This is a genomic window from Leptolyngbya sp. BC1307, assembly GCF_002286735.1.
Taxonomy (GTDB): Bacteria; Cyanobacteriota; Cyanobacteriia; order Phormidesmidales; family Phormidesmidaceae; genus Phormidesmis.
This window is the reverse complement of sequence record NZ_NRTA01000037.1, coordinates 13549-38796: the sequence shown is the minus strand read 5'-3', so window position 1 is coordinate 38796 and position 25248 is coordinate 13549. Positions and strand designations below refer to the sequence as shown.

Below are 25248 nucleotides of genomic sequence, written 5' to 3'. Positions count from 1 at the left end.
AGAATAGTGGCGCAAATCGTCCCAACGCTTCTAGTATTTCCATTTCGCAGCCAGCCGGTTATGACAAATCTATTGTGCTTGCTGCTTTCCTATTTGGCCAAATGGATAAAGTCGAGCTTAGAAACACAAACTAATCAACCTTGAAAAGCCTCGATTGTCGTCCCCATGGCGACAATTGTGTTTCTTTCAGGTTTATCGAATAGCCAGCAGTGCTGTTCGTGAGGGGCTCAGATCTTGCACCATTCTCATTAGGGGTTGCGCTGCGGGCCAAAATCTAAAAAAAGGGCGTAATAAAAAACAGAAGACGGTCACTAAAACCATGCTTCAGCACGCCCAAACGCTAGTCTATAGCCTTCTCAGGCTGATGCCTAGTCCCCCATCGAAAGCATGCCAAAATTCTTCCGTGTTCTCTCCTTCTTCGACCCCTTACGGCACTACGTCACCATCGCCCGCAGCCTCATCTTCAAAGGGGTTGGCATCGGCATCCTGCTCCCAGAAATCGCTGCCCTCACCGTCTTCGCCGTGTTGCTATTAGGCATTAGCATCAGCCGATTTCGCGCCCAACTCAACTGATGCTTTTAGGCAGATTCTACTCGCGAGTTTAGCCAGCGCTGAAAAGATTTTTGACTCTCAGGGTCGCCGGGAAACCGTCTTCTCTACCTGGTTAACGACTCTGAGGACAAACCAGGCTACCAGGGCTCCCATGACGCTGAGCTGCCACTGTCCGCAGGCCGCTGCAATACCAAGCGCCGCCGATCCCATAGCGCCGCCGCCGAAGTTAACCCTTTTACCCGATCTTTTTGCATTACCGCGCCGCCGCCAACAAAACCTACGCCAGTCATCACGCCCTGGAGCGATCGCCCCAACGTATCCACCGACTGCGCTACTGCACCTACCTGTATCGGCACCAAAATCACCAGCGCCGATCCCAGCCCAACGAGCAGATTGGTTCTCAGCCCTGCCGCTTTTTCTTTAGTCTCACGCTCCCAGCCAATCACGAAGCTCGCTAACAGCGCACAGCCCAAGCGCAGCGTCAGGTCACCTAGCCCCATCGGCACCAGTCCTGTCAACTCAGTCATTGCCCTCTTTTCAACCTCATGATGTGGACGCGGCCTGTCCGCAAACTGCCTTTTGATAGAGCATAAAATAGTACAGGCATCCTATAAACAGATAGAAACTCAATATGACTTAATCCACTATGGCAGTAGCAGACCTACGCACCAGTAATATGATGGCGCATCTTTTAGATGCTCTGGAAGACGGCACAGACATTGGGCACTATGGCAGACTTGTTTTTACGATGATTGCTCAGTACTTTGCCGATGAAGATGAGATTGTTGGCGAGCTGAAAAAAGACAAAGACTTTAGCGAAGAAGAAGCGCGATCGCTCTATCAACAGGTCACCAGCAAGGGCTATAGCCCGCCTAACCGCGATACTATTTTGGAGTATCAAAGCCAGCAAGACTTTACCATTTGCCCCAATTCAGCAGATCCGGACGCCTGCAACGTCTATCAAGATCTCACATTTCCAGATACTGTCTATGAAAGTATCTCTGAATATCAGGAGAAAAAGGCAGATTAGGAAGGCGCGCGAACCTGTGATTATGCTAGGACGCTCCGTCAAGCTAGTCGCCGAAGTCGTCAGCACGAACTGGGAAACCGACTACGCCCGAAAGCTGGAAGAATACGCCCTGCTCGGCATTCTGGAATATTGGATTGCCGACTTTCGCGGGCTGGGCGGAACGGCTTTCATTGGTAAGCCAAAGCAGCCTACTTTCACGGTCTGCCAATTGCAAGGAGACGACTATCAGCAACAGCAGTACAGGATCGGGTAAACGATTGTGACCCCTGACCGAGATACCTGTAATTCTCCCCACATCGGTCTAGAAGCATTGATATGCTAGGGGTGTAGATCTTAGAACTTGAGTAGTACAGCCTCTTGAGCCGCTGAAGTCATTGAAGCGTAACTGTCGAAATCAGGCGGTGCGATCGCTCTTGGTGGGAGCATTTCGGAATACGTTCAACGAGATTTTTAGCCTGCTAGAGCAAATTCCTTCAGCAGCGAAATAGCCCAAGCGAGGAAAAGAGTGCCCAAAATTGCCAATTCTAACTGAGGCAGCTCGGCTAGTGCATAAAACTTTTTAAGCCAAGAACGTCGCCTGGTTTTTTGCCACCCAATTAGAACGTTCTTCGGCCAAAGTTGGGGGGTATCTTTGGCCCGAAACTTTGGGTTCCACATAGACAGTAGCAAGGGTGTGCCGCCGATCCGCGCGTTCATCAGCAGATGAAGGGCGATTACCGCCACCATTACGACCCAAGAAATAAGATGACCATAGTACCAAATATGATCCAGATCCCCTTTAGGCAACCAAGTTTCATCCATCATCTTGCCGCTGAAAAGCGCAAAGGTTAAAGCCAAAAGCGCTAATGTATTGGTGAAACGATTTAACGTATACCACCAAATTGGTTGCCCCACCTGTACCAACTTTGTAAAAGAATCCGGCTGTACAAGACGCCGCTGGCCCCGCTGAAAAGCGTAATGCACAAACGCTGGAAAAATCAACAGAGTGTACAGCCCAAACGTTCCATGAATACCTTCAATCTCTTTGTACTCGGGTAAAGGCACTTGCCCCCAGCGGCCATCATAGGTGTTGTACGTCCAGAAGGCCGTCAGAATTGCTAGGATTAAACAGATGCCTGTGAAACCATGCAGAATACGGAGCAGCAGGGGTTGATAAGGTTGACTCGGTTTCATCATGATATAGTCACGACCCCAAAGATAATAAACAAGACTCCACCTACGCTAATCAATAGACGCTCTGAAATGCGTCCGACCAGCAGCTTGCCACAGACAACCGCAATAGCCGCACAAATAGCATGGCCTAGCGTAGCGCCGATGATGACGCCTAAAGGATTGTTAGCCGCAGCTAGTGTAATGGTGGCAATCTGGGTGCGATCGCCCCATTCCCCGATAAAAGTTAGCGTAAAGGCTTCTATCACTACTGCTCTAATCGACCATGCAATAACGCCCTGTTCTCTTTGCTCAACGGCTTTATAGGCATCTGCTTGCTCATGAGCAAGGCCTTTATTGCCAGACATTTTCAGCGCATCGTAAAGCAGCTTTAGCCCGAAGCCAATAAACAACGCAGCGGCGATGCCATTGACATACTGCTGCGGAAATATTGCTGCGACCTGCCCAATCAGTACAGATAACACGGTCATCGTAAACAGTGCGGCAGTTGCCCCGACAAAGACCCAACGTCTGGGATGACGCATCGCGAGGATAGCAGCAATAAAAAAAGTTTTGTCGCCGAGTTCTGATAGCGTAATCAGTAACAACCCAGCTGTAAATCCATTGAATAAACTCATGCTCTGCTCTAGCAACGTGTCGGATGGGCAGGCATGATGGAGGTTTGAGCACACTTCACCAGGCCCACTTAACCGTGGACTTAGTGAAGGTCTTGCTTGCAAACTAGAAGACTGATTTAAAGTGCTTCTAATTTACCGTCTGAACCAGGCTCATCGCCAGTATGTTGACTCAGACAAAGGACGCTATAGAAAATATCACCTTAGGAGATACTAGAGAGTCTTAAAGCTACTCCCCTTCGTTGTTTAAGATATTAACATAGCTTAGCCGTCAAGAGCATACCTGATCTCTAATGAATCACATCCACCACCCAGCGCTTTTTGAGTAGCGTGAATCCTTTCGCCTGTTTGGGTCTGAGCACAACTTGAACAATCCATCGGAAGCTATCCATCACCCATCTTAAGAAAGGCTGGCCGCTATAGCCCCCATCAGCCCAAATCAGCGACAGCCGAGACACCGCTTTACCCATCTGATGGACACGAGTGAGCACTTGTTTGCCGCCTGCCCGTTCAGGCATACTCGCAGCCGTGACGACAACTCGCAGCACTAATCCCAGCGTTTGGTCTGTTTGGCTACGTCGTAGCCCACCGCCTCATGCACCATCGTCGCGGTTGGCACGCTTTGAGAGTCAACAATCGCCTCAGATGGGCTTTCCTGGCGACCGCGACTGACTCTCTCCCAACTGCGCAAGCGGTCATGAATAGCTAGCCAGGTGCCATCATTGCGCCAGTTGCGAAAGTAAGCGTATACCGTTGACCAAGGCGGCAAGTCGCCAGGCAGGTCGCGCCATTTACAGCCTTGAACCACGACGTACATAATTCCGTGCGACAGCCTCGATTTCGTCCTCTTTAGCAGCCTCTAGAAAGCTGTAAAGCTGAGCTTTCTCTACAGTAGGAAACGTTGGGCTACTCCCGACTTCTACATAAACGCCAGCCTGCAACTGATAGATTCGCCACACTTTTCCGTTAAATCGCCAAAACTCAGGCACACCTAAGCTGGCATAAAACTGATTTTTGCGAATATCTGTATGAGTAATATCCACTTCCACGACCAGATCAGGCGGCGGATCGATAGCAAAGTCTACGTTACGGCCTTTGACCAAAGGCTGATTTTGAATGTAGTAGCATTGTCCGGCTCTGCGCCCTTCTGGATGTGAGGATAGTTCATCGTCGTTACGACTCTTGCTGTCTATTCTATCGAAGTCTAGCTGATGCCCTTAACCCAAACGATAGCCAAAGCCGCGAACGGTTTTGAGATACTCTGGGTGGCTAGGGTTTTCTTCTAGCTTTTCGCGCAGCCAGCGGATGTGAACATCTACCGTCTTGTTGTCGCCCATAAAGTCGTAGCCCCAAACCTGATCGATGATCTGATCGCGAGACCATACTCGCTTGGGCTGACTGATCAGCAGCTCTAAGATCTTGAATTCTTTGGGTGAAAGATTGATTTCCCCACCTGCCAAAAAGACGCGGCACTCGTCGGTGTGCAGAGCGATGTCTTCAAACTTCATCACCGATTTATCGTCTTGCTTGGCCTTCGACTGATAGCGTCTGAGCAAAGCCCGGCAGCGGGCAATCAGCTCTCTCATGCCAAAAGGCTTGGTCAAATAGTCATCCGCGCCGACTTCGAGGCCAACCACCCGGTCAGTTTCAGTGCCCTTAGCGCTCAGAATTAAGATTGGCATGTCCATACCCTGGTGGCGGACAAGACGGCACAGATCCAGGCCGTTCATGCCGGGCAGCATCAGGTCTAAAATGACCAGGCTAATGTCAGCGATCGCACTCTTACCCCGATCAGGAGCGCCAAGCAGCATCTCTAAAGCCCGCTGACCGTTATCGGCAACTAATACTTCAAATCCTTCGTCGGCCAGGGACAGCGCAACGGTTTCGCGAATCAGGGCTTCGTCTTCTACCAGTAAAACCTTACCGAGCCCGATCCGAACGTCTGTAGGGGCGGGCGCTGTGGTTAGGGAACCCATGCGGAGGAATCCTATATGTCTTCACCGAAATTCTACCAGGAATATCTCAGGTTTCGATACGCATCCTGCTAAACATTTCTGTAAGCTTTCATACCTCTATTGGCGAAAATTAGTATCTAAAGTTACTCCATACCCGGTTTATCACAGTGCTTATGACTCCAGCAGGTATAAAAAGATGCCTGGCTGCTCTGAAGGATTATTTTGAATAGGTTACACAGCTACGAAGTTGACCAGTTTGCCGGGGACGACGATTACTTTTTTAATCTCTTTACCCGCTAGATAGCGCTGGGCGATTTCTGACTCGCGGGCGTATGTCTCTAACGCGGCTTTGTCAGCCCCAGCCGGGACTTGCAAGGTACCCCGGGTTTTGCCCATGATCTGAATGACTAGCGTGATTTCATCGGCGACTAGCGCAGCCGGGTCTAGCTGAGGCCAGGGCTGCTGGTGAACGGAGCCTTCGCCTGGGTCAGATCCCAAATAGGACCACAGCTCTTCGGCAATGTGAGGCGCAAATGGCGCAATCAAGCGAACCAATGTGCAAATGCTCTCGGCAAAAGCAGGCGACGTTTTATCGGCAGCTTCGTTAATGGCATTGCTAAGCTTCATCAGCTCAGAAACGGCTGTATTGAACTGATAGTCGCCTTCAATGTCTTCAGTGATTTCTTTGATGGCGGTGTGGGTGGCGCGGCGCAGGGCTTTGTCGGCCTTGCTGAGATCGCTTTGTTGAATACCGTCAATTGCTTTAAGAGCGCTGACACCGTCAGACTGCGCAAACTCCATCACGGCACGCCAAACCCGGTTGAGAAAGCGATACTGCCCTTCCACATCCGCGTCGTCCCACTCCAGATCTTTTTCGGGTGGCGATTTGAAGAGGATGAACATGCGAGCGGTGTCAGCCCCGTATTTTGCCAGCACTTCGGCGGGAGGAACGCCGTTGAACTTAGACTTAGACATCTTTTCGTAAGACACCTGTAGCGCGTCGCCGGTTTCAGGATCGGTAGGACTATCTAAATCAGCGATATCTGCTGGAACAAAGAATTGGCCTTCAGTATTTTTGTAGGTGATGGCCTGCACCATGCCCTGAGTGAGCAGCCGCTGAAAAGGCTCATCGAAGTTCAAAAATCCGCGATCTCTAAGGACTTTGGTAAAAAAGCGCGAGTAGAGCAAATGCAAAATAGCGTGCTCAATACCGCCGACGTACTGGTCAACCGGCAGCCAGTCATTCACTCGATCGGGGGTAAAGGCAGCTTCTGGATTATTGGCATCGGCGTAGCGCAAAAAGTACCAGGACGAGTCAAGAAAGGTGTCCATGGTATCGGTTTCGCGTTTGGCGTCGGCCTGGCAGTTGGGGCAGGGTACGTTTACCCAGTCGGCCATTTTTGACAGGGGCGACGCGCCTTTGCCGGTGAACTCGACATCGTCGGGCAGCTTAACCGGCAGATCTGCGGTAGGCACGGGGACGGTGCCGCAGTGGGAGCAGTGGATAATCGGGATCGGGGCTCCCCAGTAGCGCTGACGAGAGACGAGCCAGTCGCGCAGCCGGTAGTTAGTAGTGCCTTGACCAAGATTGTTTTTTTCCAGGTAGGCGATCGCCCCTTCCACACTCTCCCCTTCTCCTTTCCCAGCCATCACACCGTCCAAAGGCCCAGAGTGAACCATCACCCCAGCCCCCGCGTAGGCTACATCCATGGCCTCTGCGCCCAGCGACTCGCCTTCTGGCTGAATCACCGCTTTGATCGGCAACTCAAACTTACGGGCAAATGCAAAATCTCGCTGGTCGTGAGCAGGCACCGCCATAATTGCGCCCGTGCCGTAATCCATCATCACGTAGTCGGCTGTCCAGATCGGGATTTTTTCGCCATTGACCGGATTAATGGCGTAGCTGCCCGTCCAGACGCCGGTTTTTTCTCGGCCTTCCGCCGTCCTATCAATCGTGCTGAGGTTGGCAGCAGCCTCCTGATAGGCTTCTACGGCTTTAGACTGTGGTTTTGTCGTGAGCTTTTCCATCAGCGGATGCTCGGGAGAAAGCACCATAAAGGTCGCGCCCCAGAGGGTGTCGGGGCGAGTGGTGTAGATCACCAGCTCATCATCTGATTCAGTTTTAAAAGTGACCTGAGCGCCTGTGGATTTGCCAATCCAGTTGGCCTGCATGGTTTTTACCCGCTCTGGCCAGCCGGGCAGCTTATCTAAGTCAGTCAGGAGCTGTTCGGCGTAGGCGGTGATTTTGAAGAACCACTGGCGCAGCAGCTTGCGCTCCACTTTCGCGCCTGAGCGCCAGGAGCGGCCCTCACTATCTACCTGTTCATTGGCGAGTACGGTCTGATCAATCGGGTCCCAGTTGACTGCCGCTTCTTTTTGGTAGGCGAGGCCCGCATCAAAAAACTGCAAGAAGATCCACTGAGTCCAGTGGTAGTAGTTAGGCAAGCAGGTGGCGACTTCCCGGTCCCAGTCGTAAGAGAGCCCCAGGCTTTTGAGCTGCTCACGCATTTGGGCAATATTTTTGAGCGTCCATTCGGCGGGGGGGACGCCGCGCTTAATGGCGGCATTTTCAGCAGGCAGGCCAAAGGCATCCCAGCCCATCGGGTGAAGCACGCGGTAGCCCTGCATCCGGCGGACTCGGGCGATCACATCGGTGATGGTGTAGTTGCGCACATGCCCCATGTGCAGGTCGCCGGAAGGGTAGGGGAACATCGACAGGGCGTAGAATTTTTTAGCGCCATCGTCTGCGTCGGGGGTTTTATCTACGCCGTTTTTGGCCCAATATGCCTGCCATTTTGCTTCAATTTCTGCTGGGCTATATCGCAATTCCACGCCTTTCGTATTCCCTTGCTGGTTCAAACTATATATTTTAGTGGGCGAATTGAAGTTTAGATATGCGCCATAGATATTTAGATGATGAAATTTGAGAGGGGTATGGACAGCTTTGAACCAGATGAGCTGCGGGTTTTTGTTTACGGCACGCTGATGCCGGGCGGTCGCTACCATCGCGAGTATTGTGGCAACTATCTGACTAACGCCATCCCCGCTGCGGTGCGAGGCCAGCTCTATGACTTTCCCCAGATGGGCTATCCGGCAATGACTGCTGGGCATGACTGGGTAAAAGGCTATCTGCTGGAGTTTTGCCAAAGCGCGGCTACTTGTGAAGATATTTTGCGACGTTTGGATGCGTTGGAAGGCTATGTGAGCGATGCCGTTACCCCCGATGGCGACTATCAGCGCCGCCAGGCACAAATATTTACCCCTGAGTACGAAACATTGCAAATGGCCTGGGTCTATCAGATGAGCGCTGAGCAGGTGTGCAAACAGGGCGGCGTTTATCTGCCGGGCGGTGACTGGCGATCGCGCCTCTCTGCCAAATTTACCGACACTGGGGCCGACACCGAAGCTAGCTAAACAGGCTGAGTTGCCATCTAGTAGGATGGTGAATAGGTATTGTGTGGCAAATGTCAGTGATTGAACAGATTTTAGAGCGATCGCTTTTAGGAAAAGATATTTCTGTAGCAGAGGGCATAGCGCTGCTACAGGTCAGAGAGCCAGCGGAGAGGGAGGCCATCCGAGCGACAGCAGACGCACTCAGAAGGCGGCAGGTAGGCGAGACGGTGACCTATGTGCTCAACCGCAATATTAACTACACCAATATCTGCGAGCAACACTGTAGCTTTTGCGCATTCCGTCGGGATGCAAATCAGCCCGGAGCTTACTGGGTAGACTGGAGCGGCATTTTAGAAAAGGCAACAGAGGCGGCGACACTAGGGGCAACAGAAGTCTGTATGCAGGGCGGGCTAAACCCTGAGGCGAAGATTAACGGCACTTCCCTGGCCTATTACTGCAAGCTCGTAGAGACCATTAAGACGGCATCCCCCCGGCTGCATGTTCACGCTTTCTCTCCGCAGGAGGTGCAGTTTATTGCCAGAGAAGATGGGCTGAGCCTGGAGGCGGTACTGGTGGCACTGCGAGAGGTCGGCGTCGGGTCACTGCCAGGAACAGCGGCAGAAGTGCTCGATGACAGCGTGCGGCGGATACTTTGCCCAGAAAAAACAACAGCGGCAGAATGGCTGGAGATTGTAGGACTAGCTCATAAGATTGGGTTGCCGACGACCAGTACGATGCTCTCGGGTCATATTGAGACGGTCGAACAGCAGGTGAAGCATTTAGAGCTGTTGCGATCGCTCCAACAAAAATCTCTTGCCGCAGGCTATTCGGGCATTTCCGAATTCATCTTGCTACCGTTCGTCGGCCAAGAAGCGCCCAAGTCTCTGCGTCGCCGGGTAGGGCGCGATCAGCCGGTGCTGGCCGATGCGCTGCTGCTGACGGCGGTGGCGAGAATCTTTTTGGGCAATTGGATTGTCAACCATCAGCCAAGCTGGGTGAAGCTAGGGCTAGCCGGGGCGACCGAGGCGCTGCGATGGGGCTGTAATGACATTGGCGGCACCCTCATGGAAGAGCATATCACTTCAATGGCGGGGGCAACCGGCGGCACCTGTCAGTCTGAGGCGGATCTGATGGGGGCGATCGCCACGCTCAACCGGCCTGCAAAACAAAGAGACACGCTATACGGCGAAGTGAAAACAGCCGCGCAGATGCCGGTCTGCCCTTAGCCTTTTATCTCCCAAATTCCAAATTCCCAGATTTCAGTCAAATCCCAGTCAAAGCTGAGGGCCCCTATGAACCGCCGACTGCTGATTGCCTGTTTGGGATTTTGCTTGGTCGCGGCGATTGCTTTCCCCTGGCATCTGCCTGCTCAGTCACAAACCGGCTACGTTGCTACTGGCACTGGGGGCGCAGTGGCCAGCGTCGATGCTCGGGCCACGCAGATCGGCATAGATATATTAAAAACTGGCGGTAACGCGGTAGATGCAGCGATCGCTACTGCAGCAGCGCTAGGCGTCGTAGAGCCTTTTTCTGCGGGCATCGGCGGCGGCGGATTCATGGTGATCTATCAGCCCGATACCGATACCGTTGTCACCCTGGATGGCCGGGAAGAAGCCCCCGCAGCCGTCATGCCCGATCTCTTTCGCGATCCGGATAGCACCACGGGAGAGCCTTTGCCCCAGATGGCACTGCTTTAGCGTTTGGGTCGCCGGGTGGCTCGACAATTATCACGACTGTGCTGGGTATTGCGGTAAATGTGGTGGATTTTAAGATGGATTTGGCAGAGGCGAGCGCCGCGCCGCGCCTCTCCCAGCGCAACAGCGGTATCACTCAGGTAGACCAGGGGTTTAAGCAGACACCGCTGGGCCAAAAGCTATCTACAGAACACCTCTTAGAGCCAGTGGCAGAGATTGGCGCGGCTACTGGCATCTCAGTCACCCCCGACGGCAGGCTAACAGCGGTTGCCGAACCAGTACGCAGAGGCGGTGGCAGCGCGATGACTTTGCAGTAAACAGGCCGCTGAGAGAGTTTGCGCTCAAAGATAAAAGTTAAAAAAGTTTACAGTGAGCAGCCCTATCCACGCGAAGAAAGATATATTAATAAGTTTTGTTTTCTCTGAGGTTGACCTGCAACCTTAGAGAGATGGCGGAACAGGTGCCAGAATCTAATTTTAGATTGAGGCTTTGCCACCCCTCAGGTAAGCAACAATCAGGTAAAAACGATGACGGCATTAGTTGAGCAAACGTGTGTGCCCTACATTGACGAAAAGAGTCAGGCTACCTTTGAAGAACTCAGAACACTGAGGGCAGAGGTGCCTAACTGGCGCATTGTGTACCAGGCCAGTGTGCCTCATCTGGAGCGCTCCTACGACTTTCCAGATTTTCAGAGAGCACTGGCTTTTGCCGAACATATTAGCAAAATAGCAGAGCAGGAGCACCACTACCCAGCAGTGACTGTTGAGTGGGGTAAAGTGACGGTCACCTGGTGGACTCAGGCCGTCCAATGGCTGCATAGAAATGACTTTGTGATGGCCGCAAAAACAGACCGAGCCTATCAGCTGGCAAGTTTGATCCGGGCTATTGAGCCTGTTGAGCTTTAAATTTTCAACTAAGGAGACCGATTTTATGAATGTTGTGTTTGGACTAACGCTGTTGGCAGGGGTTTTAGCGATGACTGCCTGCAGTCAACGGATGACGGTACTGAGAAACTTTAGCGCTAAGAGACTCACAGGTGCGATCGCCCTCGGCATCGTTCTCTTCTTTGCGAGTAGTCAGTCGGCGTCTGCAGTTGGCCCGCTCGCCGCCCTTGGCACCTCAGACAGCGCTATTAATCAGGAGCAGCAAGCCTTTGAGGAAAAGTTAAAGCTTGACCCCACTGGTGGTCACTACTCGGGCATTGAATACTCTGATAAAACAGTACGCAATCAGCCTAGCGATCAAGAGATTTTGGATGAAATTGAACCTCAGCTAGAAGACACGATAGTAGCTGCGGTTTCTAATGGTTCAGTGCGGCTATCTGGCAAGGTAGAAGATCGGGCGACCGCTGAAAACATCGTCGAGTCCGTCAAGGAAATAGCAGGCGTTCACGAAGTTGCCTTCAATCTGGGTCTAAGCGACAACGATACGCAGACGACCCAGTAAACGAGCGACCTGACCCCTCCCTTTATGAACGCTCCCTCAGCTTCTATGGTTGTAGCTGGGGGGGCGTGCCTATTGAGCAGGCGCGTCAGCCCATTGCTTTAACCCATTGCTTTAATGAGTCCCCTTGACAGATGTTTTCATGTCACAAATTCCCACCGATTTTGCGCCAGATAGCACGCTGGCCCTAGCATTCAACGGCTATCAGTTTATCTCTCAAGGTTGTCAGTGCCATCAGTCTGATGTCTTTCAAACCCGGCTACTGTTTGAAAAAACTATCTGCCTGAGAGGAGCCGATGCCGCTCGCATTTTTTACGACGTTGAAAAATTTACCCGTCAGGGGGCAGCGCCGAAAAGGGCTCAAAAAACGCTGTTCGGCGAGGGCGGTGTGCAGGGGTTAGACGGCCGGGCTCATCGGCATCGCAAGCAGATGCTTATGGCTTTAATGAGCCCCGAGCGGATTGAAGACCTGGCAAAACTGCTAGACGAACAGTGTCAAGCCGCCGCAAAACAGTGGGAAACGATGGAGCGGGTGACCTTTTTCCCGGAGGCTCGAACGGTTTTTTGTCGCGCGGTGTGCGCCTGGGCAGGGGTGCCGCTTGAGGCAGCAGAGGTGGCGCAAAGAGCGCAGGATTTGGCCGCGATGATCGACAGCTCGGGGTCTAATCGGCCCTAAGCACTGGCAGGGCAGACGGGCTCGTCAGCGCACAGAAAGCTGGATTCAAACTCTGGTAGAAAAGGTGCGATCGCATCCCCCTGAGAGCGATCCAGTCACGGCGCTACAGGCGATTTCTCAGCACCGTGATTTGGACGGCAACCTGATGGACAAGAAAATTGCGGCTGTCGAAATTATCAACGTGCTCAGGCCGACAGTGGCGATCGCCCGATACGCGACCTTCGCTGCCCTAGCCCTGCACGAGCACCCAGAATATCGGCAGCAGCTGCGCGATGGCAACAACGATGACCGGGAGCTATTTACCCAAGAAGTCCGGCGATTTTATCCGTTTTTTCCATTTGCCGCAGCTCGGGTAAAACAGGCTTTCGACTGGCAGGATTTTCACTTTCCTGCCGGTAGGAGAGTTTTATTAGATCTCTATGGCACCAACCACGATGCACGGGCGTGGGAAGATCCTGATACGTTTCAGCCGGAGCGATTTCGTCACTGGGAAGACAGTCCCTTCAGCCTAATTCCACAGGGAGGCGGTGACTTTTATCTCAACCATCGCTGCCCCGGCGAGTGGATCACCATTGTGCTGATGATGAAGACATTAGTGTTTTTGACCCGCTCTATTACCTATGAAGTGCCGCCACAAGACCTGAGCGTGAGCTTGTCACAGATGCCTACAGTACCTGAGAGCCGCTTCATCATTAGCGATGTTGTCAAAGCAGTATCGCCAGTGTGATTTTGTCAGTAGTCATGCGGCAAGGTCAACAACAACAACAGGCAACGGGCTGGTTTCTAGTACAGCTTGCGAAACTGATCCAACTAGCCTTTCACGCAGGAGACGATGCCCGCGCCTGCCGATTACAATCTCAGCAGCACCGACGGCTTGAGCGCTGCGGATAATCTCTTCAGGTACTGGCCCGTCTGTGATGACAAATCGATAGCGAATATCAGCCAATAGCTGGCTTGCCTGGCTGCGCAGCTGTTCTATTGCTTCCGAGGAGTCTCCTTGAGCAACATAGACGACAACTACTTCGCCATCACTACGGCGAGCTAAGTCTGCAGCCTTCGTTAAAACCTGAGCTGATAGCGCAGAGGTATCTACAGCAGCTAATAGCGTGATCTGGCGAGCGATCGCTACTTTAGTCGGGTCAACGTCACCGCGCTGCAATAGTCTCGGTGCAAAGGTAGGAATCGCCCAAGCACCGAGCGGTGCGGTGACTAAAATAGACAGGGCCGAAATCGCTAAAATAGTTTCGCCACCGTCGATACCCTGCGCTAATGGGACTGCCCCAATCGCCGCCTGTACTGTCGCCTTGGCAGAGTTGCCCGGCAGTAAAAACAGTCGCTCTTTCCACGTCCAATTGCTGCCCAGAGTTGAGAGATACCAGCCGAGCGATCGCCCCACCAGCGTACCGATGGCCAGCATCACCAGCCCTACCAGCAAAGTGCTTTCCAACACCTGCAACTGAATGCTAGCCCCTAGCAGCACAAACAAAATAATCTCAGCGACAATCCACAGGGTGTTAAACCCGCCTCTCAGCCGTCTGGCCAGCGGGGCATCTTGCTCAATTAAGAAAAACCCGGTCGCCATCACCGCCAGGTAGCCTGAAAAGACGGGTACATTCGCAGCCAGCACCACCAGCAGGAGCGCTAGCCCGGCGGCTACCAGGGCGTCTTGAACCACATTTTGCGTCCAGTTTTGCTTAACTAAGAGCGCTACTAGCAGCCGGGCAGTCAGCCAACCCAGCATCACCCCTAAGGTAATCTGAAGCACTACCTGAAATGGCAGCAGCTGTAACGGGCTCAGCGTCAGGCCAGCCGGCAGGCTCAGACCGGCTGCCGCACCCTGAGAAAGAAACGATAGCAGCAGGCTAAACACTAGCAGGAGCAATACATCTGAGAGCGCGCTGCCGGTTAAGATGGCGTCGGAGATACCTTTTTTGACGCCCCAGCCTAAGCTCTTCAGCCGCAGCATACCGGGCACGATGACAGCCGGAGATTCTGCGCCAATAATGCAGCCCAGCAGCAGGCCCGTCAAAAAGTCGAACTGCAAGAGCCAGACAGCGGCAATGGCAATGGCGATCGCCTCAAAAGCCGCCGGTAAAAATCCCAACCGCAGCGCCACCGTGCCCTGTTGGGCTAGCTTCTCACGATCTAGCCCTAGCCCCGCCTTCATCAAAATCACCATGACGGCAATGGTGCGCAGCGCATCTGCCGCCCCCAAGACCTCCGGGCTGATGACATTGCCGACTTGTGGGCCGAGTAAAATACCGACCAGCACCATCCCCACCAGGGCTGGCGCTCTCAGCCGCCGGGCGAGCTGTCCGGCAAAAAATCCTCCCAGTAAAATCCAGATAATACTTTCTAGCATCGCGCCCTGCTCAGCGAAATTTTCAGGCTGTCACGGGCTGATGGCTAACCAGCAGGCCAGCGGAAAGATCAGGTATTCTACGAAAAACAGCTTCCAGATGAACTGGTAAAAATCTGGATAGGAGATGTTCTTTTTGGTGGGGGAGGGATCGAGATCCACCCGGCGACTCAGCCACCAAAAAGAGAAAATGCCGATGCCCTGCGCCACCATCAAGAAGGGTGCCTGAACGCCCGGCAGAAAAGGAGCAGCAATAATCAGTCCGCCGTAGCAGGCGGTGAGTACCCAGCGGGCCAGGCTGAACACCTTTTTTCGGCCCAGCCTCAGCGTATAAGTGGAGATATTGAACTGGCGATCGCCCTCTAAATCTGGAATGTCTTTAAAAATAGCGATCGCAAAGCTAAACACCAGCACAAACAGTGTCAGCGCCCATACCCGAGCAGGGACAGCCGCCCTGAGCCCAAGCTGGGTCGCAAAGTATAGATACAGCCCCAAATTCACAATCGCACCGCGCACTACCAAAATGCACACCGATGCCCAAAAGGGATGGCGCTTTAGCCTGACGGGCGGCAGCGAATAGGCCGTGCCAATCACTAAGCTCAGACCGACAGTCAGCATGAGGTAGATATTTTGAGAGATGAGGGCAAGGGCGATCGCTAGCCCGCCCATCAGCCAGACCAGTCGCTGAGCATGCCCTTTAGTAAATTCGCCCGAGGCAATTGGCAAATCTGGCTTATTAATTCGATCAATGGCAATGTCTTCTACCTGGTTAAGGCCGACGATATAGACATTGCCGCACAGACAAGCGATCCAGGCGAGCAGCCAAGAGCCAATAACGTCGCCCTGGCTAATTGACAGGGGATCGGCAGCTAGAGCGATCGCCAGCAGTGCCAGCACGCTCAAGCTAGTGCCAATCACGGTATGGGGCCTAGAGAATTTCCAAAATGCCCGCAGCCACGCCAGCGGATTTTTGAGCGGATAGAGCGGGTCCCGAAGCGCAGGGGGCTGCGCAGACATAGAAGGTTTAGTCATGCCCTAAAATGTACACCGAATCCGAATCTGTTGTCTCACTAGCCGCTGGCTTACTACTGCCTGATTTGACGAGCGCGAGTAATTTGCCAGCTCAGCGCCACTACCGGCAGCAGCCCCACCAGCAAAATAGTCAGCGCCGGAGCCGCCGCCTCTACCAGCCGCTCGTCCGAAGCATATTGATAGACCCGCACCGCTAACGTATCAAAGTTAAAAGGCCGCATGACTAGCGTAGCAGGCAGCTCTTTCATCACATCGACAAACACCAGCATGACTGCCGTCAGTAGACTGCTAGTCATCAGCGGGGCGTGAATTTTGGCAAGCGTTTTACTGGGCGAATAGCCCAGGCTGCGGGCCGCGTCGTCTAAATTGGGGCGAATTTTGGCCAGACCTGATTCGACTGAGCCGAGAGAGACTGCTAAAAATCTGACCAGGTAGGCAAAAACTAGGGCGGTGATCGTGCCGCTCAGCAGCAGCCCCGGCGAAATGCCAAAAGTCGCTGCTGACCAGGCAGCGATCGCATTATCCAGCCGCGCTACCGGAATCAAAATGCCAACGGCAATCACCGCGCCCGGAATGCCATAGCCCATAGCGGACAGCCTCACACCGAAGCGAATCGGACGACTGCCATCCAGTCGCTGTCCGTAGGCCAGTACTAAAGATAGGAGCAGGGCGATCGCCGCCGTCAGTCCCGCCAGCGTCAGACTATTCGTCACCAATTCTGTAAACCGATTGCCGAGCACGTCGGCCCAGTTGTCTTTGACCATCAGCACCAGCAGCCCGCCCGGCACCAGTAGCCCCAGGCTAATTGGCAGCAAACAGGCCAGCGCTGCCAAACCACCGCGCCACCTGCCCAGTGGGTAAGCAGTGGGTGCCTGCAGGCTGTTATTGGCCTGGTAGTATTGGGCCTGCTGCCGTGACCAGCGCTCTAGCAAAATCAGCGCCAAAATAAACAGCATCAGCATGGCCGATAGCTGCGCGGCAGCGACCCGCTCTCCCATGCCAAACCAGGTGCGGTAGATGCCCGTTGTAAAAGTCGCTACGCTGAAATACTGCACCGTACCAAAGTCATTGAGCGTTTCCATCAGCGCCAGAGACAGCCCTGCGATAATGGCGGGCCGGGCTAGGGGCACTGCCACTTTGATAAAGCTGCGCCAGGGACCACAGCCCAGAGAACGGCTCACTTCTAGCGTACAGACGGACTGTTCTAAAAAAGCGACCCGGGCCAGCATGTATACATAGGGGTAAAGCGTGAGGGTAAAGAGGGCGATCGCGCCCCAAATAGAGCGAACATTCGGAAACCAGTAGTCGGTTGCACTCTCCCAGCCAAACAAAGTGCGCAGCCCAGTTTGTACCGGCCCGAAGTACTCCAGCCAGTTGGTATAGGTGTAGGCCAGCAAGTAGGCAGGTGCGGCCAATGGCAGCAGCAGCGCCCACTCAAAAATACGCGCACCTATAAACTGACACATCGTCACCAGCCAGGCCGTTCCCACGCCAATCACCAGCACGCCGATGGCAACCCCCGCCATCAAAATCAGCGAATTAGAGATGTAAGTCATCAGCACCGTCTCTGCCAGATGAGCCCAAACCTCGCCCACATCTGCAAAAACGCTGCCCGCCACGACTAGCACCGGCAAAAAGACCAGCGCTGCAATGATCCATGTGGCGATCGCCCACCCATTGGGCCGCTTTGTCAGCCGCGCCACTAGCTGAGACCTCAACCCCAGCTCAGAAGACTTGACATCATGGGTAGATACAGAGGGACGTAGGGACATATTTTTTAGCGAGAAGAAAGAATTACTAAGATGAGGATACAGCCCGCTGTTAACCAGTCTATGACACCTGCATAAGCAACCGCTGAGACTAAGCGCTAACTAACCTATAGCGGTAACCCTCTGAGTAAAAATTTGTATGTGATCGGCGCGATCTCTCAACGCCCCAATCACATCAGTCCTTACAGGCATCAACGGCGCACTGACAGATAGACACTTCTTAGATATATTTCTCAATAAGCAGCACCTGTTGCAAATAGCCTGCCGATTCGCTATCATTCTCATTAGTTGAATCTTATTGATTGCAAAGCAGAGGAAAGTTCATGGTTGCCTACACACCAGCTGCTTTAAAAGCGGAGCTGCACGAGCGCGGTTGGCGCATGACTCCTCAGCGAGAAACCATCTTAAAAACCTTTCAGAACTTGCCAGAGGGCACCCATCTGAGTGCAGAAGACCTCTGCGAGCTGCTAAAAGAAGAAGGCGAACCGATTGGCCTTTCTACTATCTATCGCAATCTTAAGCTCATGTCTCGCATGGGCATTTTACGCGAACTAGAGCTAGTCGAAGATCAAAAGCAATATGAGATCAACCAGCCCTCGCCTCATCATCACCACCATTTGATTTGCGTCCGCTGTAGCAAAACTATAGAGTTCAAAAACGACTCTGTCTTAAAAGTCGGCGCGAAAACGGCAGAGAAGTCTGGCTACCAATTACTAGACTGTCAGCTCTCTATCCACGCCGTCTGCCCGGCCTGTCAGCGCTCCATCTTACCGATTTAGGCCCATTTAGTCCCAGCTAAAATCCAGCGGTAGAGGCATACCTGCTCGTCATTGGAGCAAGTTACTTTCGCTACAGCACCCTACTGATTGCCAGCTATCGAAACCTATTCTTAAAAGGGAGATCTCGGAGAGCGATTTTGCTCTCGGCCTCATAGAGTGGGGGATCGGACGACTAGCCTTAAGGAAAAAGCTGCGTAAGCCTCACAGTCCGAACAGAGTTAGACATCTGATTTGCAGGGGCGATCGCCTCTTAGCCTGTTATTGAAAATACTTCCCATTAGCTAAAATTTGGGGTATACTCACTGTCATCATTTGTTGAGAGTGATATTCAATAACTTAGATTCTACAGGCTCATCCTATGACCCATTCGCCCAATGTGCTGTGGCTATCAGTTAGCCCCCATCTCAAATGCTTCGACCAGCGCCTGCTATCTCAGCTGGCCCAAGTGACATCCGTTCAGCTTTGGGAATATAGCCAAACGGCAGACGAGCCCTGCTGCATCGACATCGCCGTCGCCTCCCTACACGACTATTTAAAAGATCGCCCCTATAAAACGCATCTGCTGGGTCACGGGGTGAGCGGTATGGTGGCGCTGCTGTATGCCCGCCGCTATCCGCAGCAGGTGGCTTCTCTCACGCTGCTTTCAGTCGCTGCCCTCCCAGCGGTCAACTGGCAGTCTCACTATTATGCGCTCAGGCAGCTTTTGCCCTGTAGCCGCGAGATGGTGTTGGCTCACATGACCCGGCTATTGTTTGGCGAGCAGTCTGCCAGGTTTACCAGAGCCTGTACTCACCTGCTGGCCCAAGATCTCGATAGCAACCTGACGCTGCATTCTCTGGCTGACCATGCCAAAATTCCGCCCGGTGCGACGGCGGTACCGCTGCTGATCTGCAATGGTGAGATGGATGCGATCGCCCGTGCCCAACAGCAGCCGTTGTGGAAAGATTGGATCGCAGGTGATGCATCAGAAAAACAGTGCTCTGATGGCAATTCATCATTTCGCCTTTGGCATTGTCCGGGTGGCCATCATTTCTTTCACTTTCAGCAGGCTGCCATCGTTGCCAATAGAATCGCTGACTATTGGCAGCAAGTCTCGGTCCAAAATCAGCAGAGATTGGTCGGCGATCGCCTGAACAGCAGCGAACACAATCAGGTCTCTACTCAGCTATAGTCCACAGACACAGCCAAAAGGATACAGTGAAAGCACTGCCGCCAAAGACTGCAGCCCTCCAGTATTACGTCTGAGAACGTCCCTCTTCGTCATCCTTCTATGAAATCCACTCCGCAAACAGCCTTCTTTTGTGCCGCTGCTTCTCAACAGGCGGGCGAAGATCTCATTGGCACTGCCGGACACTATCAAACCTATGTCCTGATTGAGTGTCCGCTACCTTGGGCGGCGAAAGCCTTCGATTCGGCTGTGATTCCGCCAGCGCTGAGGCATTTTGCGCACGCGGCCAAGGCTGAGCGGTCGGTTCAGTTTTTGTGCATTAATCGAGGCGCTGCGATCGCGCCAACCCAAACAACGGTATTAATTTACGAATCGTCTACCGCCTCGACCGGCGGATTCGCCAGTAGCTACCGTGGCTATGAATTTCAGCTAGAGAGCCTAGACCAAGTAGTGAACTGTGTGGAGAGCCACTGGCAAGGCACTCATCTGGGCCGCCCAATTGCTGACATGCAAGATATTTTGGTTTGCACACATGGAATGCGAGACAGATGCTGCGCCCGGTTTGGGAAGCCTCTGTTCACAGCGGCTAGGCGGATGTTTACTGAGAGCCAGCTTTCAAATGTGAGGATATGGCAAGCTAGCCACATTGGAGGGCACCGGTTTGCACCGACGGCGATCGCCCTGCCCACTGGCCGTTACTACGGTCGCCTCACCGCCGAAACCTTACGGGCCATCGTGACTCGCAGTGGTTCGGTTGATCAGGTGCGGTCAGTCTACCGAGGCTGGGGACTGTTGCCACCCCCCATTCAACTATTGGAACGACAGTTATGGCTCAGTGAGGGCTGGGCCTGGCTAGATTATTCGATTGCCTATCAGTCTTTTACTTCAACCTCAGACAGTGACCAGATTTACGCTGAGCTGTCCGTTCAATTCGCTGATAATACGGTAAAGCACTACTACGCCAGGCTAGCGCCAGATCCTCACCAGTCGTACTATTTAAAGCCCTCTTGCCAGGCGGAGCAACCTTCTACCATAGTCAAATATTCTGTAGCTGACTGCTTGACTATGAGTGAGCGTTTAGACTTGCCATCATTCGCTAAGGCAGGCGCTAAAGCAGACAACTATCAAATTGGCCTCGCTGACAGCCAAACCTAATCCAAAAGTATCAGAGCCCATCTCGGCGCTGTGCTAACCCTGAACGCTTGCCGCCACCTGGTAAATTGCAGACGTAATGGCTCGCAGTTCGGCTGGCTGAATGATATAGGGCGGCATGCTGTAGAGCAGTCTGCCGAAGGGGCGTAGCCAGACGCCTTGTTCTACGAACTGGGGCTGTACGACGGCCATGTCTACTGGTTGATGGAGTTCTACGGCAGCGATCGCCCCCAACACTCTTACATCCTTCACTGCTTCCAGAGAACGACAAGGCTCCAACTCTTTTTTTAGCTGCGATTCAATCTCGGCGACCTTAGCCTGCCAATCATAGCTCTCCAACAAGTTCAGATTTTCGAGTGCGACGGCGCAGGCTAGCGGATTGCCCATAAAGGTCGGGCCGTGCATGAAGACACCGGCTTCACCAGCTGCAAAAGCTTCGCTCAGATGAGTTGTCGTCAGCGTTGCCGCAAGCGACATAAATCCGCCTGAGAGCGCTTTGCCAACGCACATAATATCCGGACAAATATTGGCGTATTCGCAGGCGAACAGCTTACCCGAGCGGCCAAAACCGGTGGCAATTTCGTCGAGTATCAGCAACACGTCGTGCTGTTGGCATAGGTCGCTCGCCCGGCGCACATACTCAGGGTGGTAAAAGCGAACGCCGCCTGCATTTTGCACAACCGGCTCGAAGATAGCGGCGGCAATGCGATCGCCTTTCTCCTCCAACAAAGTCTCAAAGCTGCTGATATCCGCTTCCTGCCAATCCTCTTCAAAGCGTATCTGAGGCGCATCGGCAAAATACTGCTGGGTTAGTAAGCCGCTAAACAGATGGTGCATGCCATTCACCGGGTCGCAGGCAGACATGGCGGCGAAGGTGTCACCGTGGTAGCCGCTGCGAATGGTGAGAAAGCGATTTTTGTCGGGTTTGCCGCGATTGTGCCAGTACTGCACTGCCATTTTCATCGCGACTTCTACCGCCACCGAGCCGGAGTCTGAAAAGAAGACGTGCTGTAGCGGCTCTGGCGTAATCTCTATGAGCTTTTGAGCGAGTTCCACTGCTGGCCGATGCGTCAGCCCGCCAAACATCACGTGCGACATTTTCTTCATCTGCCGTTGCGCTGCCTGGTTTAGCCGGGGGTGGTTGTAGCCGTGAATGCAGGTCCACCAGGAAGAGATGCCGTCAATTAGCGATCGCCCATCCTCCAACTCAATCCGCACCCCCTTCGCTGAGCGCACGGGAAACACCGGCAGCGGGTTAGGCATGGCCGAGTAAGGATGCCAGACATGCTGTCGGTCAAGAGCGATAAGCTGTTCGAGTGAAACCATTGGGGTGAAAAGTCAGGTCACCTCATTTAACCGCTTATTTGCTCGCTGCTGAAACTGTTGAGCAAACATGCCGTACTTAGGGCCAAATATCATTGCCATGCAGAAAAACAGCGTCATCAGGACGACAATGCAGCCGCCAGTAGAAGCGTCGAGGTGATAGCTAAAATAGGTGCCGAATAGACAAGAAAGCACGCTGGTGGCAACAGAAATGATCAGCATATGGTCGAATCTGTCGCTGAGCAAATAAGCGGTCGCTCCCGGCGTCACCAGCATGGCCACGACCAGCACAATACCCGCCGTTTGCAGGGCGGTGACAATGGTCAAAGCCAGCACCGACAACAGCGTATAATACATCGCCTGAGTATTTAGCCCAATCGCTTTAGCATGATTAGGATCGAAGCAAAATAACAGCAAATCTTTTCGGCGCAGCAGAATGATAGCGAGGGTGGTGATGCCTGCAATCAGCGTTTGAATAATGTCTTGCTGAGAGATGCCCAACACATTGCCAAAGAGAATGTGAAAGAGATCAATATTGCTAGGAATTTTGGTAGCGAGCACCAGCCCAAAGGCGAAGAAGCCGGTAAAGATAACGCCGATAACGGCATCTTCTTTCAGCCGCGTTTTCGCTTTCACATAGCCGATAGCCACCGTTGCACCAAAGCCGAAGACAAATGCGCCAACGGAGAAAGGCAGTCCTAGCGCGTAAGCCACCACTACACCGGGTACGACCGCATGAGAGACCGCATCGCCCATCAGCGACCAGCCTTTGAGCGTAATGTAGCAGGAGAGTACTGCGCAAACTGTGCCCACAAAGGCGCTAACCCATAATGCCCGGATCATAAAGCCGAGCTGAAAGGGCTCGATTAGCCAACTCCAGGCGACGGCAGGAGAAAGAGCTAGCAAGGCATCGCTCACAGGTCTGCTCCCCGGTCGGACTCGGCATGAATGTATGGGTGACCGGGCTGATGAGCGAGTTGAGTCGTTGGCTGATAGGAGGAAAAGCTGCTGAGCGGCAGGCCGCCAAAGGTCATAGAGAGATTTTCAGGCGTAAAAGTTTCGGCGGTAGTGCCTGCGGCGAGGATGGTTTGGTTGAGGAGGATGACGCGATCGCAAAAAGTAGAAATCGAAGCCAGATCATGCGTTGAGACCAGCACCGTATGCCCTTCATCTCGCAGTTGCAAGAGCAGATTAATAATGCTCTTTTCGGTCTTCACATCGACGCCAGTGAAAGGTTCATCGAGCAAAATCACCTTGCCTTCCTGGGCCAGCGCCCGCGCTAAGAAAGCCCGCTTTTTTTGACCACCGGAAAGCTCTCCAATTTGGCTATCCTTAAACTCGCTCATCCCTACCCGCTCCAGGCTTTCGCGCACAATCCGGCGATCCTTGCGGCTGGGAATACGAAAGATATTCATATAGCCATAGCGGCCCATCATCACCACGTCGAACACGCTGATCGGGAAGTTCCAATCGACTTCATCAGCCTGGGGCACGTAGGCCATGAGCTGCTGCTTTTGGGCCTTTTCGACGGAAATATCGTCAATATGAACGCGGCCCTGACTGGGCGATAGAAAGCCCATGATGGACTTAAACAGGGTCGACTTTCCGCCACCGTTTGGCCCAACCAGTCCGGTGATAGTTCCAGGCTGGACGTAGCAGCTCGCGTTGTACAGCGCTAAGCGGGCGTTGCTGTAGGTGACGCTGATATTGTCTACCGCAATGCCGTAGCGATCGCCGCTGGCCAAAGAGCTATCCATCATTATTTCATAATCGTTTCACTTTTCATAATTGTTTCATAATCAAACGAAAACGACAACCAAATAGGGGCAATATCTTCCTTTAAAAGCCATTACATCAGCCTATAGTCGTAGTCGAAAAACCTATGGTTGTATGCGCAAAAAATAAGCGATAAACTAATTGAAACACCTGATAAATAAGGAGGCACCATGGGTACTGCGCCCAGTGAATGGCCACTACAGTCATCAGGAGATAACTTCAGCCAGATTGTGCAAAGCGCTGGTGAGGATGTTCCTCAGATCGTTGCAGATCCGAAGACGCAGACGGCTGGTGTCTTACCAGCAGATAGTCATAGCAAGCTTGCTCAGCCTTCATCTCTGTCGAAAACATTCTTGATGCCGATTTTGGACAATGAAGATGAGGCTTTGTTCGATAGAAGCCGAACTTTTGTCTGATAGCTGAAATATCCCCTACTGTGGCGTGTTTTTCGTCAGTCCGTTGGTGATCGCATCCGCATCATATTCCAACAGGTCTAAAAAGGTCGGCACTGGCCCCGATGCCGTCGAGAGCGAATCAACATAGAGGTTGCCAGCAAAGGTCGCGCCGGTCGCCTTTGCAATCTCCTTTTGAGACTCATCACTGACGGTGCTTTCACAAAACACGGCGGGCACGTCATTCGCCTGTACCTGATCAATCACCGCTTTAAGCTGCTTAGGAGTGGACTGCTGCTCGGCATTGATCGGCCAAATGTAAATTTCCTTTAGGCCATAGTCACGCGCCAGGTAGGAAAATGCGCCTTCACAGCTCACTAGATAGCGTTGGGCCTCGGGTACGGCTTCTAGCTCGGTTTGCAGCGCGGCGTCAATCGCTTCAAGCTGCTGGCTGTAGGCGGCGGCGTTGGCATTGTAAGTATCAGCGTTAGCCGGGTCGAGTTCGACAAAGGCTCGGCGAATGTTTTCTACGTAGATCAGCGCGTTTTGCGGCGACATCCAGGCGTGGGGGTTAGGCTTATTTTCATACGGGCCTTCGGCGATGGGGATGGGGGTAAGCCCTTCGGTCAGAACGACTGAGGGGACACCGTCTAAATTGCCTAAGAACTGGTCAAACCAGCGCTCTAAGTCCAGACCGTTGTACAAAATCAAGTCGGCATTTTGGGCTTTGGCAATGTCGCTAGGGACGGGCTCGTAGCCGTGAATTTCTGCCCCGATACGGGTAATAGATTCTACCGTGAGGGCATCACCGGCTACGTTTTGGGCCATATCGGCCAAGATGGTGAAGGTGGTCAGCACTTTCTTTTGGTCGGTTTGGGCACGGTCAGATTGAGGCTCGGGGCTGCATCCTGCTGAGGCAATCATGAGAGCAGCGGCGAGCCCAAGAGGACGCGCTTTTCGCATGTTTTTGA

General features: G+C 53.1%; 25 protein-coding genes and 4 pseudogenes. 15 read left to right on the top strand and 14 right to left on the bottom strand.

What is annotated here, in order from left to right; translation table 11 throughout:
- The first annotated feature begins 387 nt into the window (after nt 1-387).
- Entirely contained in the window at nt 388-573 is a 186-nt protein-coding gene (locus tag CKL79_RS17025; RefSeq protein ID WP_205879128.1) for a hypothetical protein, read from the top strand.
- Nucleotides 574-689: 116 nt separating this feature from the next.
- On the opposite strand, the gene CKL79_RS17020 is transcribed toward CKL79_RS17025, so the two are convergent.
- Nucleotides 690-1079 carry an MgtC/SapB family protein gene (locus CKL79_RS17020; protein ID WP_205879127.1) on the bottom strand — a complete coding sequence of 130 codons (390 nt, stop codon included), beginning with the start codon at nt 1077-1079 and terminating at the stop codon, nt 690-692.
- 119 nt (nt 1080-1198) lie between these two features.
- Between CKL79_RS17020 and CKL79_RS17015 the strand changes: the two genes are divergently transcribed.
- Nucleotides 1199-1582 (top strand): hypothetical protein, encoded by a 384-nt coding sequence (locus CKL79_RS17015; RefSeq protein WP_121970770.1) that lies wholly within the window; start codon nt 1199-1201, stop codon nt 1580-1582.
- Nucleotides 1583-1589: 7 nt separating this feature from the next.
- A pseudogene (locus CKL79_RS17010) lies at nt 1590-1832 on the top strand (Uma2 family endonuclease); the annotation flags it as partial.
- 200 nt (nt 1833-2032) lie between these two features.
- On the opposite strand, the gene CKL79_RS17005 reads toward CKL79_RS17010, so the two are convergent.
- The 6 genes and pseudogenes from CKL79_RS17005 to leuS all read right to left on the bottom strand — a co-directional run bounded on the left by CKL79_RS17005 (nt 2033) and on the right by leuS (nt 8153).
- Nucleotides 2033-2755, bottom strand: coding sequence for a cytochrome b/b6 domain-containing protein (locus tag CKL79_RS17005; protein WP_121970769.1), 723 nt, complete (start codon nt 2753-2755; stop codon nt 2033-2035).
- The gene (locus CKL79_RS17000; protein WP_121970775.1) at nt 2755-3369 is read right to left on the bottom strand and encodes a TMEM165/GDT1 family protein; all 615 of its coding nucleotides are present in this window, start codon (nt 3367-3369) and stop codon (nt 2755-2757) included. Before CKL79_RS17000 ends, CKL79_RS17005 begins: the two co-directional genes overlap by 1 nt.
- Before the next feature lie 299 nt (nt 3370-3668).
- A pseudogene (locus CKL79_RS16995) lies at nt 3669-4192 on the bottom strand (transposase); the annotation flags it as partial.
- Nucleotides 4158-4540 (bottom strand): annotated as a pseudogene (locus tag CKL79_RS16990) (Uma2 family endonuclease); the annotation flags it as partial. The pseudogenes CKL79_RS16995 and CKL79_RS16990, both read right to left, overlap by 35 nt.
- Before the next feature lie 43 nt (nt 4541-4583).
- Nucleotides 4584-5342, bottom strand: coding sequence for a response regulator transcription factor (locus CKL79_RS16985; protein ID WP_121970768.1), 759 nt, complete (start codon nt 5340-5342; stop codon nt 4584-4586).
- Between the two features lie 210 nt (nt 5343-5552).
- Nucleotides 5553-8153 (bottom strand): leucine--tRNA ligase, encoded by a 2601-nt coding sequence (leuS, locus tag CKL79_RS16980; protein ID WP_121970767.1) that lies wholly within the window; start codon nt 8151-8153, stop codon nt 5553-5555.
- Nucleotides 8154-8255: 102 nt separating this feature from the next.
- On the opposite strand from leuS, the gene CKL79_RS16975 reads away from it, so the two are divergent.
- The 8 genes and pseudogenes from CKL79_RS16975 to CKL79_RS23510 all read left to right on the top strand — a co-directional run bounded on the left by CKL79_RS16975 (nt 8256) and on the right by CKL79_RS23510 (nt 13254).
- Nucleotides 8256-8735, top strand: coding sequence for a gamma-glutamylcyclotransferase (locus CKL79_RS16975; RefSeq protein ID WP_170944092.1), 480 nt, complete (start codon nt 8256-8258; stop codon nt 8733-8735).
- Nucleotides 8736-8785: 50 nt separating this feature from the next.
- Nucleotides 8786-9940 (top strand): 7,8-didemethyl-8-hydroxy-5-deazariboflavin synthase subunit CofH, encoded by a 1155-nt coding sequence (cofH, locus tag CKL79_RS16970; protein WP_121970765.1) that lies wholly within the window; start codon nt 8786-8788, stop codon nt 9938-9940.
- Between the two features lie 66 nt (nt 9941-10006).
- A pseudogene (locus CKL79_RS23520) lies at nt 10007-10393 on the top strand (gamma-glutamyltransferase); the annotation flags it as partial.
- 56 nt (nt 10394-10449) lie between these two features.
- A complete protein-coding gene (locus CKL79_RS16960) occupies nt 10450-10725 on the top strand; it encodes a gamma-glutamyltransferase (RefSeq protein ID WP_240518925.1) in 276 nt (91 codons plus the stop codon).
- A 210-nt stretch (nt 10726-10935) separates the two neighbouring features.
- A complete protein-coding gene (locus CKL79_RS16955; RefSeq protein ID WP_121970762.1) occupies nt 10936-11313 on the top strand; it encodes a 4a-hydroxytetrahydrobiopterin dehydratase in 378 nt (125 codons plus the stop codon).
- A 25-nt stretch (nt 11314-11338) separates the two neighbouring features.
- Nucleotides 11339-11854: a BON domain-containing protein gene (locus CKL79_RS16950; protein WP_141242226.1), complete on the top strand. Its 516-nt coding sequence runs from the start codon at nt 11339-11341 to the stop codon at nt 11852-11854.
- Nucleotides 11855-11993: 139 nt separating this feature from the next.
- Nucleotides 11994-12527 carry a hypothetical protein gene (locus tag CKL79_RS23515; protein ID WP_205879126.1) on the top strand — a complete coding sequence of 178 codons (534 nt, stop codon included), beginning with the start codon at nt 11994-11996 and terminating at the stop codon, nt 12525-12527.
- Nucleotides 12528-12591: 64 nt separating this feature from the next.
- Nucleotides 12592-13254 (top strand): cytochrome P450, encoded by a 663-nt coding sequence (locus tag CKL79_RS23510; RefSeq protein ID WP_205879125.1) that lies wholly within the window; start codon nt 12592-12594, stop codon nt 13252-13254.
- A 12-nt stretch (nt 13255-13266) separates the two neighbouring features.
- On the opposite strand, the gene CKL79_RS16940 is transcribed toward CKL79_RS23510, so the two are convergent.
- The 3 genes from CKL79_RS16940 to CKL79_RS16930 form a co-directional block, all read right to left on the bottom strand.
- Nucleotides 13267-14889, bottom strand: coding sequence for a cation:proton antiporter (locus CKL79_RS16940; RefSeq protein ID WP_121970760.1), 1623 nt, complete (start codon nt 14887-14889; stop codon nt 13267-13269).
- Nucleotides 14890-14919: 30 nt separating this feature from the next.
- Nucleotides 14920-15903 (bottom strand): homogentisate phytyltransferase, encoded by a 984-nt coding sequence (locus CKL79_RS16935; protein WP_240518924.1) that lies wholly within the window; start codon nt 15901-15903, stop codon nt 14920-14922.
- A gap of 68 nt (nt 15904-15971) precedes the next feature.
- Nucleotides 15972-17690, bottom strand: a complete 1719-nt coding sequence (locus tag CKL79_RS16930; RefSeq protein WP_240518923.1) for an iron ABC transporter permease — start codon at nt 17688-17690, stop codon at nt 15972-15974.
- A 320-nt stretch (nt 17691-18010) separates the two neighbouring features.
- Here CKL79_RS16930 and CKL79_RS16925 point away from each other — a divergent pair, with 320 nt between their 5' ends.
- From CKL79_RS16925 to CKL79_RS16915, 3 genes are all read left to right on the top strand, one after another.
- Nucleotides 18011-18466: a transcriptional repressor gene (locus CKL79_RS16925; protein ID WP_121970758.1), complete on the top strand. Its 456-nt coding sequence runs from the start codon at nt 18011-18013 to the stop codon at nt 18464-18466.
- Between the two features lie 358 nt (nt 18467-18824).
- Nucleotides 18825-19637: an alpha/beta hydrolase gene (locus CKL79_RS16920; protein ID WP_205879124.1), complete on the top strand. Its 813-nt coding sequence runs from the start codon at nt 18825-18827 to the stop codon at nt 19635-19637.
- Between the two features lie 99 nt (nt 19638-19736).
- The gene (locus CKL79_RS16915) at nt 19737-20789 is read left to right on the top strand and encodes a sucrase ferredoxin (protein ID WP_121970757.1); all 1053 of its coding nucleotides are present in this window, start codon (nt 19737-19739) and stop codon (nt 20787-20789) included.
- 33 nt (nt 20790-20822) lie between these two features.
- On the opposite strand, the gene bioA is transcribed toward CKL79_RS16915, so the two are convergent.
- The 3 genes from bioA to CKL79_RS16900 form a co-directional block, all read right to left on the bottom strand.
- A complete protein-coding gene (gene bioA / locus CKL79_RS16910) occupies nt 20823-22112 on the bottom strand; it encodes an adenosylmethionine--8-amino-7-oxononanoate transaminase (RefSeq protein ID WP_121970756.1) in 1290 nt (429 codons plus the stop codon).
- A gap of 12 nt (nt 22113-22124) precedes the next feature.
- The gene (locus CKL79_RS16905; RefSeq protein ID WP_121970773.1) at nt 22125-22952 is read right to left on the bottom strand and encodes a metal ABC transporter permease; all 828 of its coding nucleotides are present in this window, start codon (nt 22950-22952) and stop codon (nt 22125-22127) included.
- 71 nt (nt 22953-23023) lie between these two features.
- A complete protein-coding gene (locus tag CKL79_RS16900) occupies nt 23024-23866 on the bottom strand; it encodes a metal ABC transporter ATP-binding protein (RefSeq protein ID WP_121970755.1) in 843 nt (280 codons plus the stop codon).
- Between the two features lie 189 nt (nt 23867-24055).
- Between CKL79_RS16900 and CKL79_RS16895 the strand changes: the two genes are divergently transcribed.
- Nucleotides 24056-24301 carry a hypothetical protein gene (locus CKL79_RS16895; protein ID WP_121970754.1) on the top strand — a complete coding sequence of 82 codons (246 nt, stop codon included), beginning with the start codon at nt 24056-24058 and terminating at the stop codon, nt 24299-24301.
- 15 nt (nt 24302-24316) lie between these two features.
- Here CKL79_RS16895 and CKL79_RS16890 read toward each other — a convergent pair whose 3' ends face one another.
- Nucleotides 24317-25201, bottom strand: a complete 885-nt coding sequence (locus CKL79_RS16890) for a metal ABC transporter substrate-binding protein (protein ID WP_205879123.1) — start codon at nt 25199-25201, stop codon at nt 24317-24319.
- Between the last annotated feature and the right edge of the window lie 47 nt (nt 25202-25248).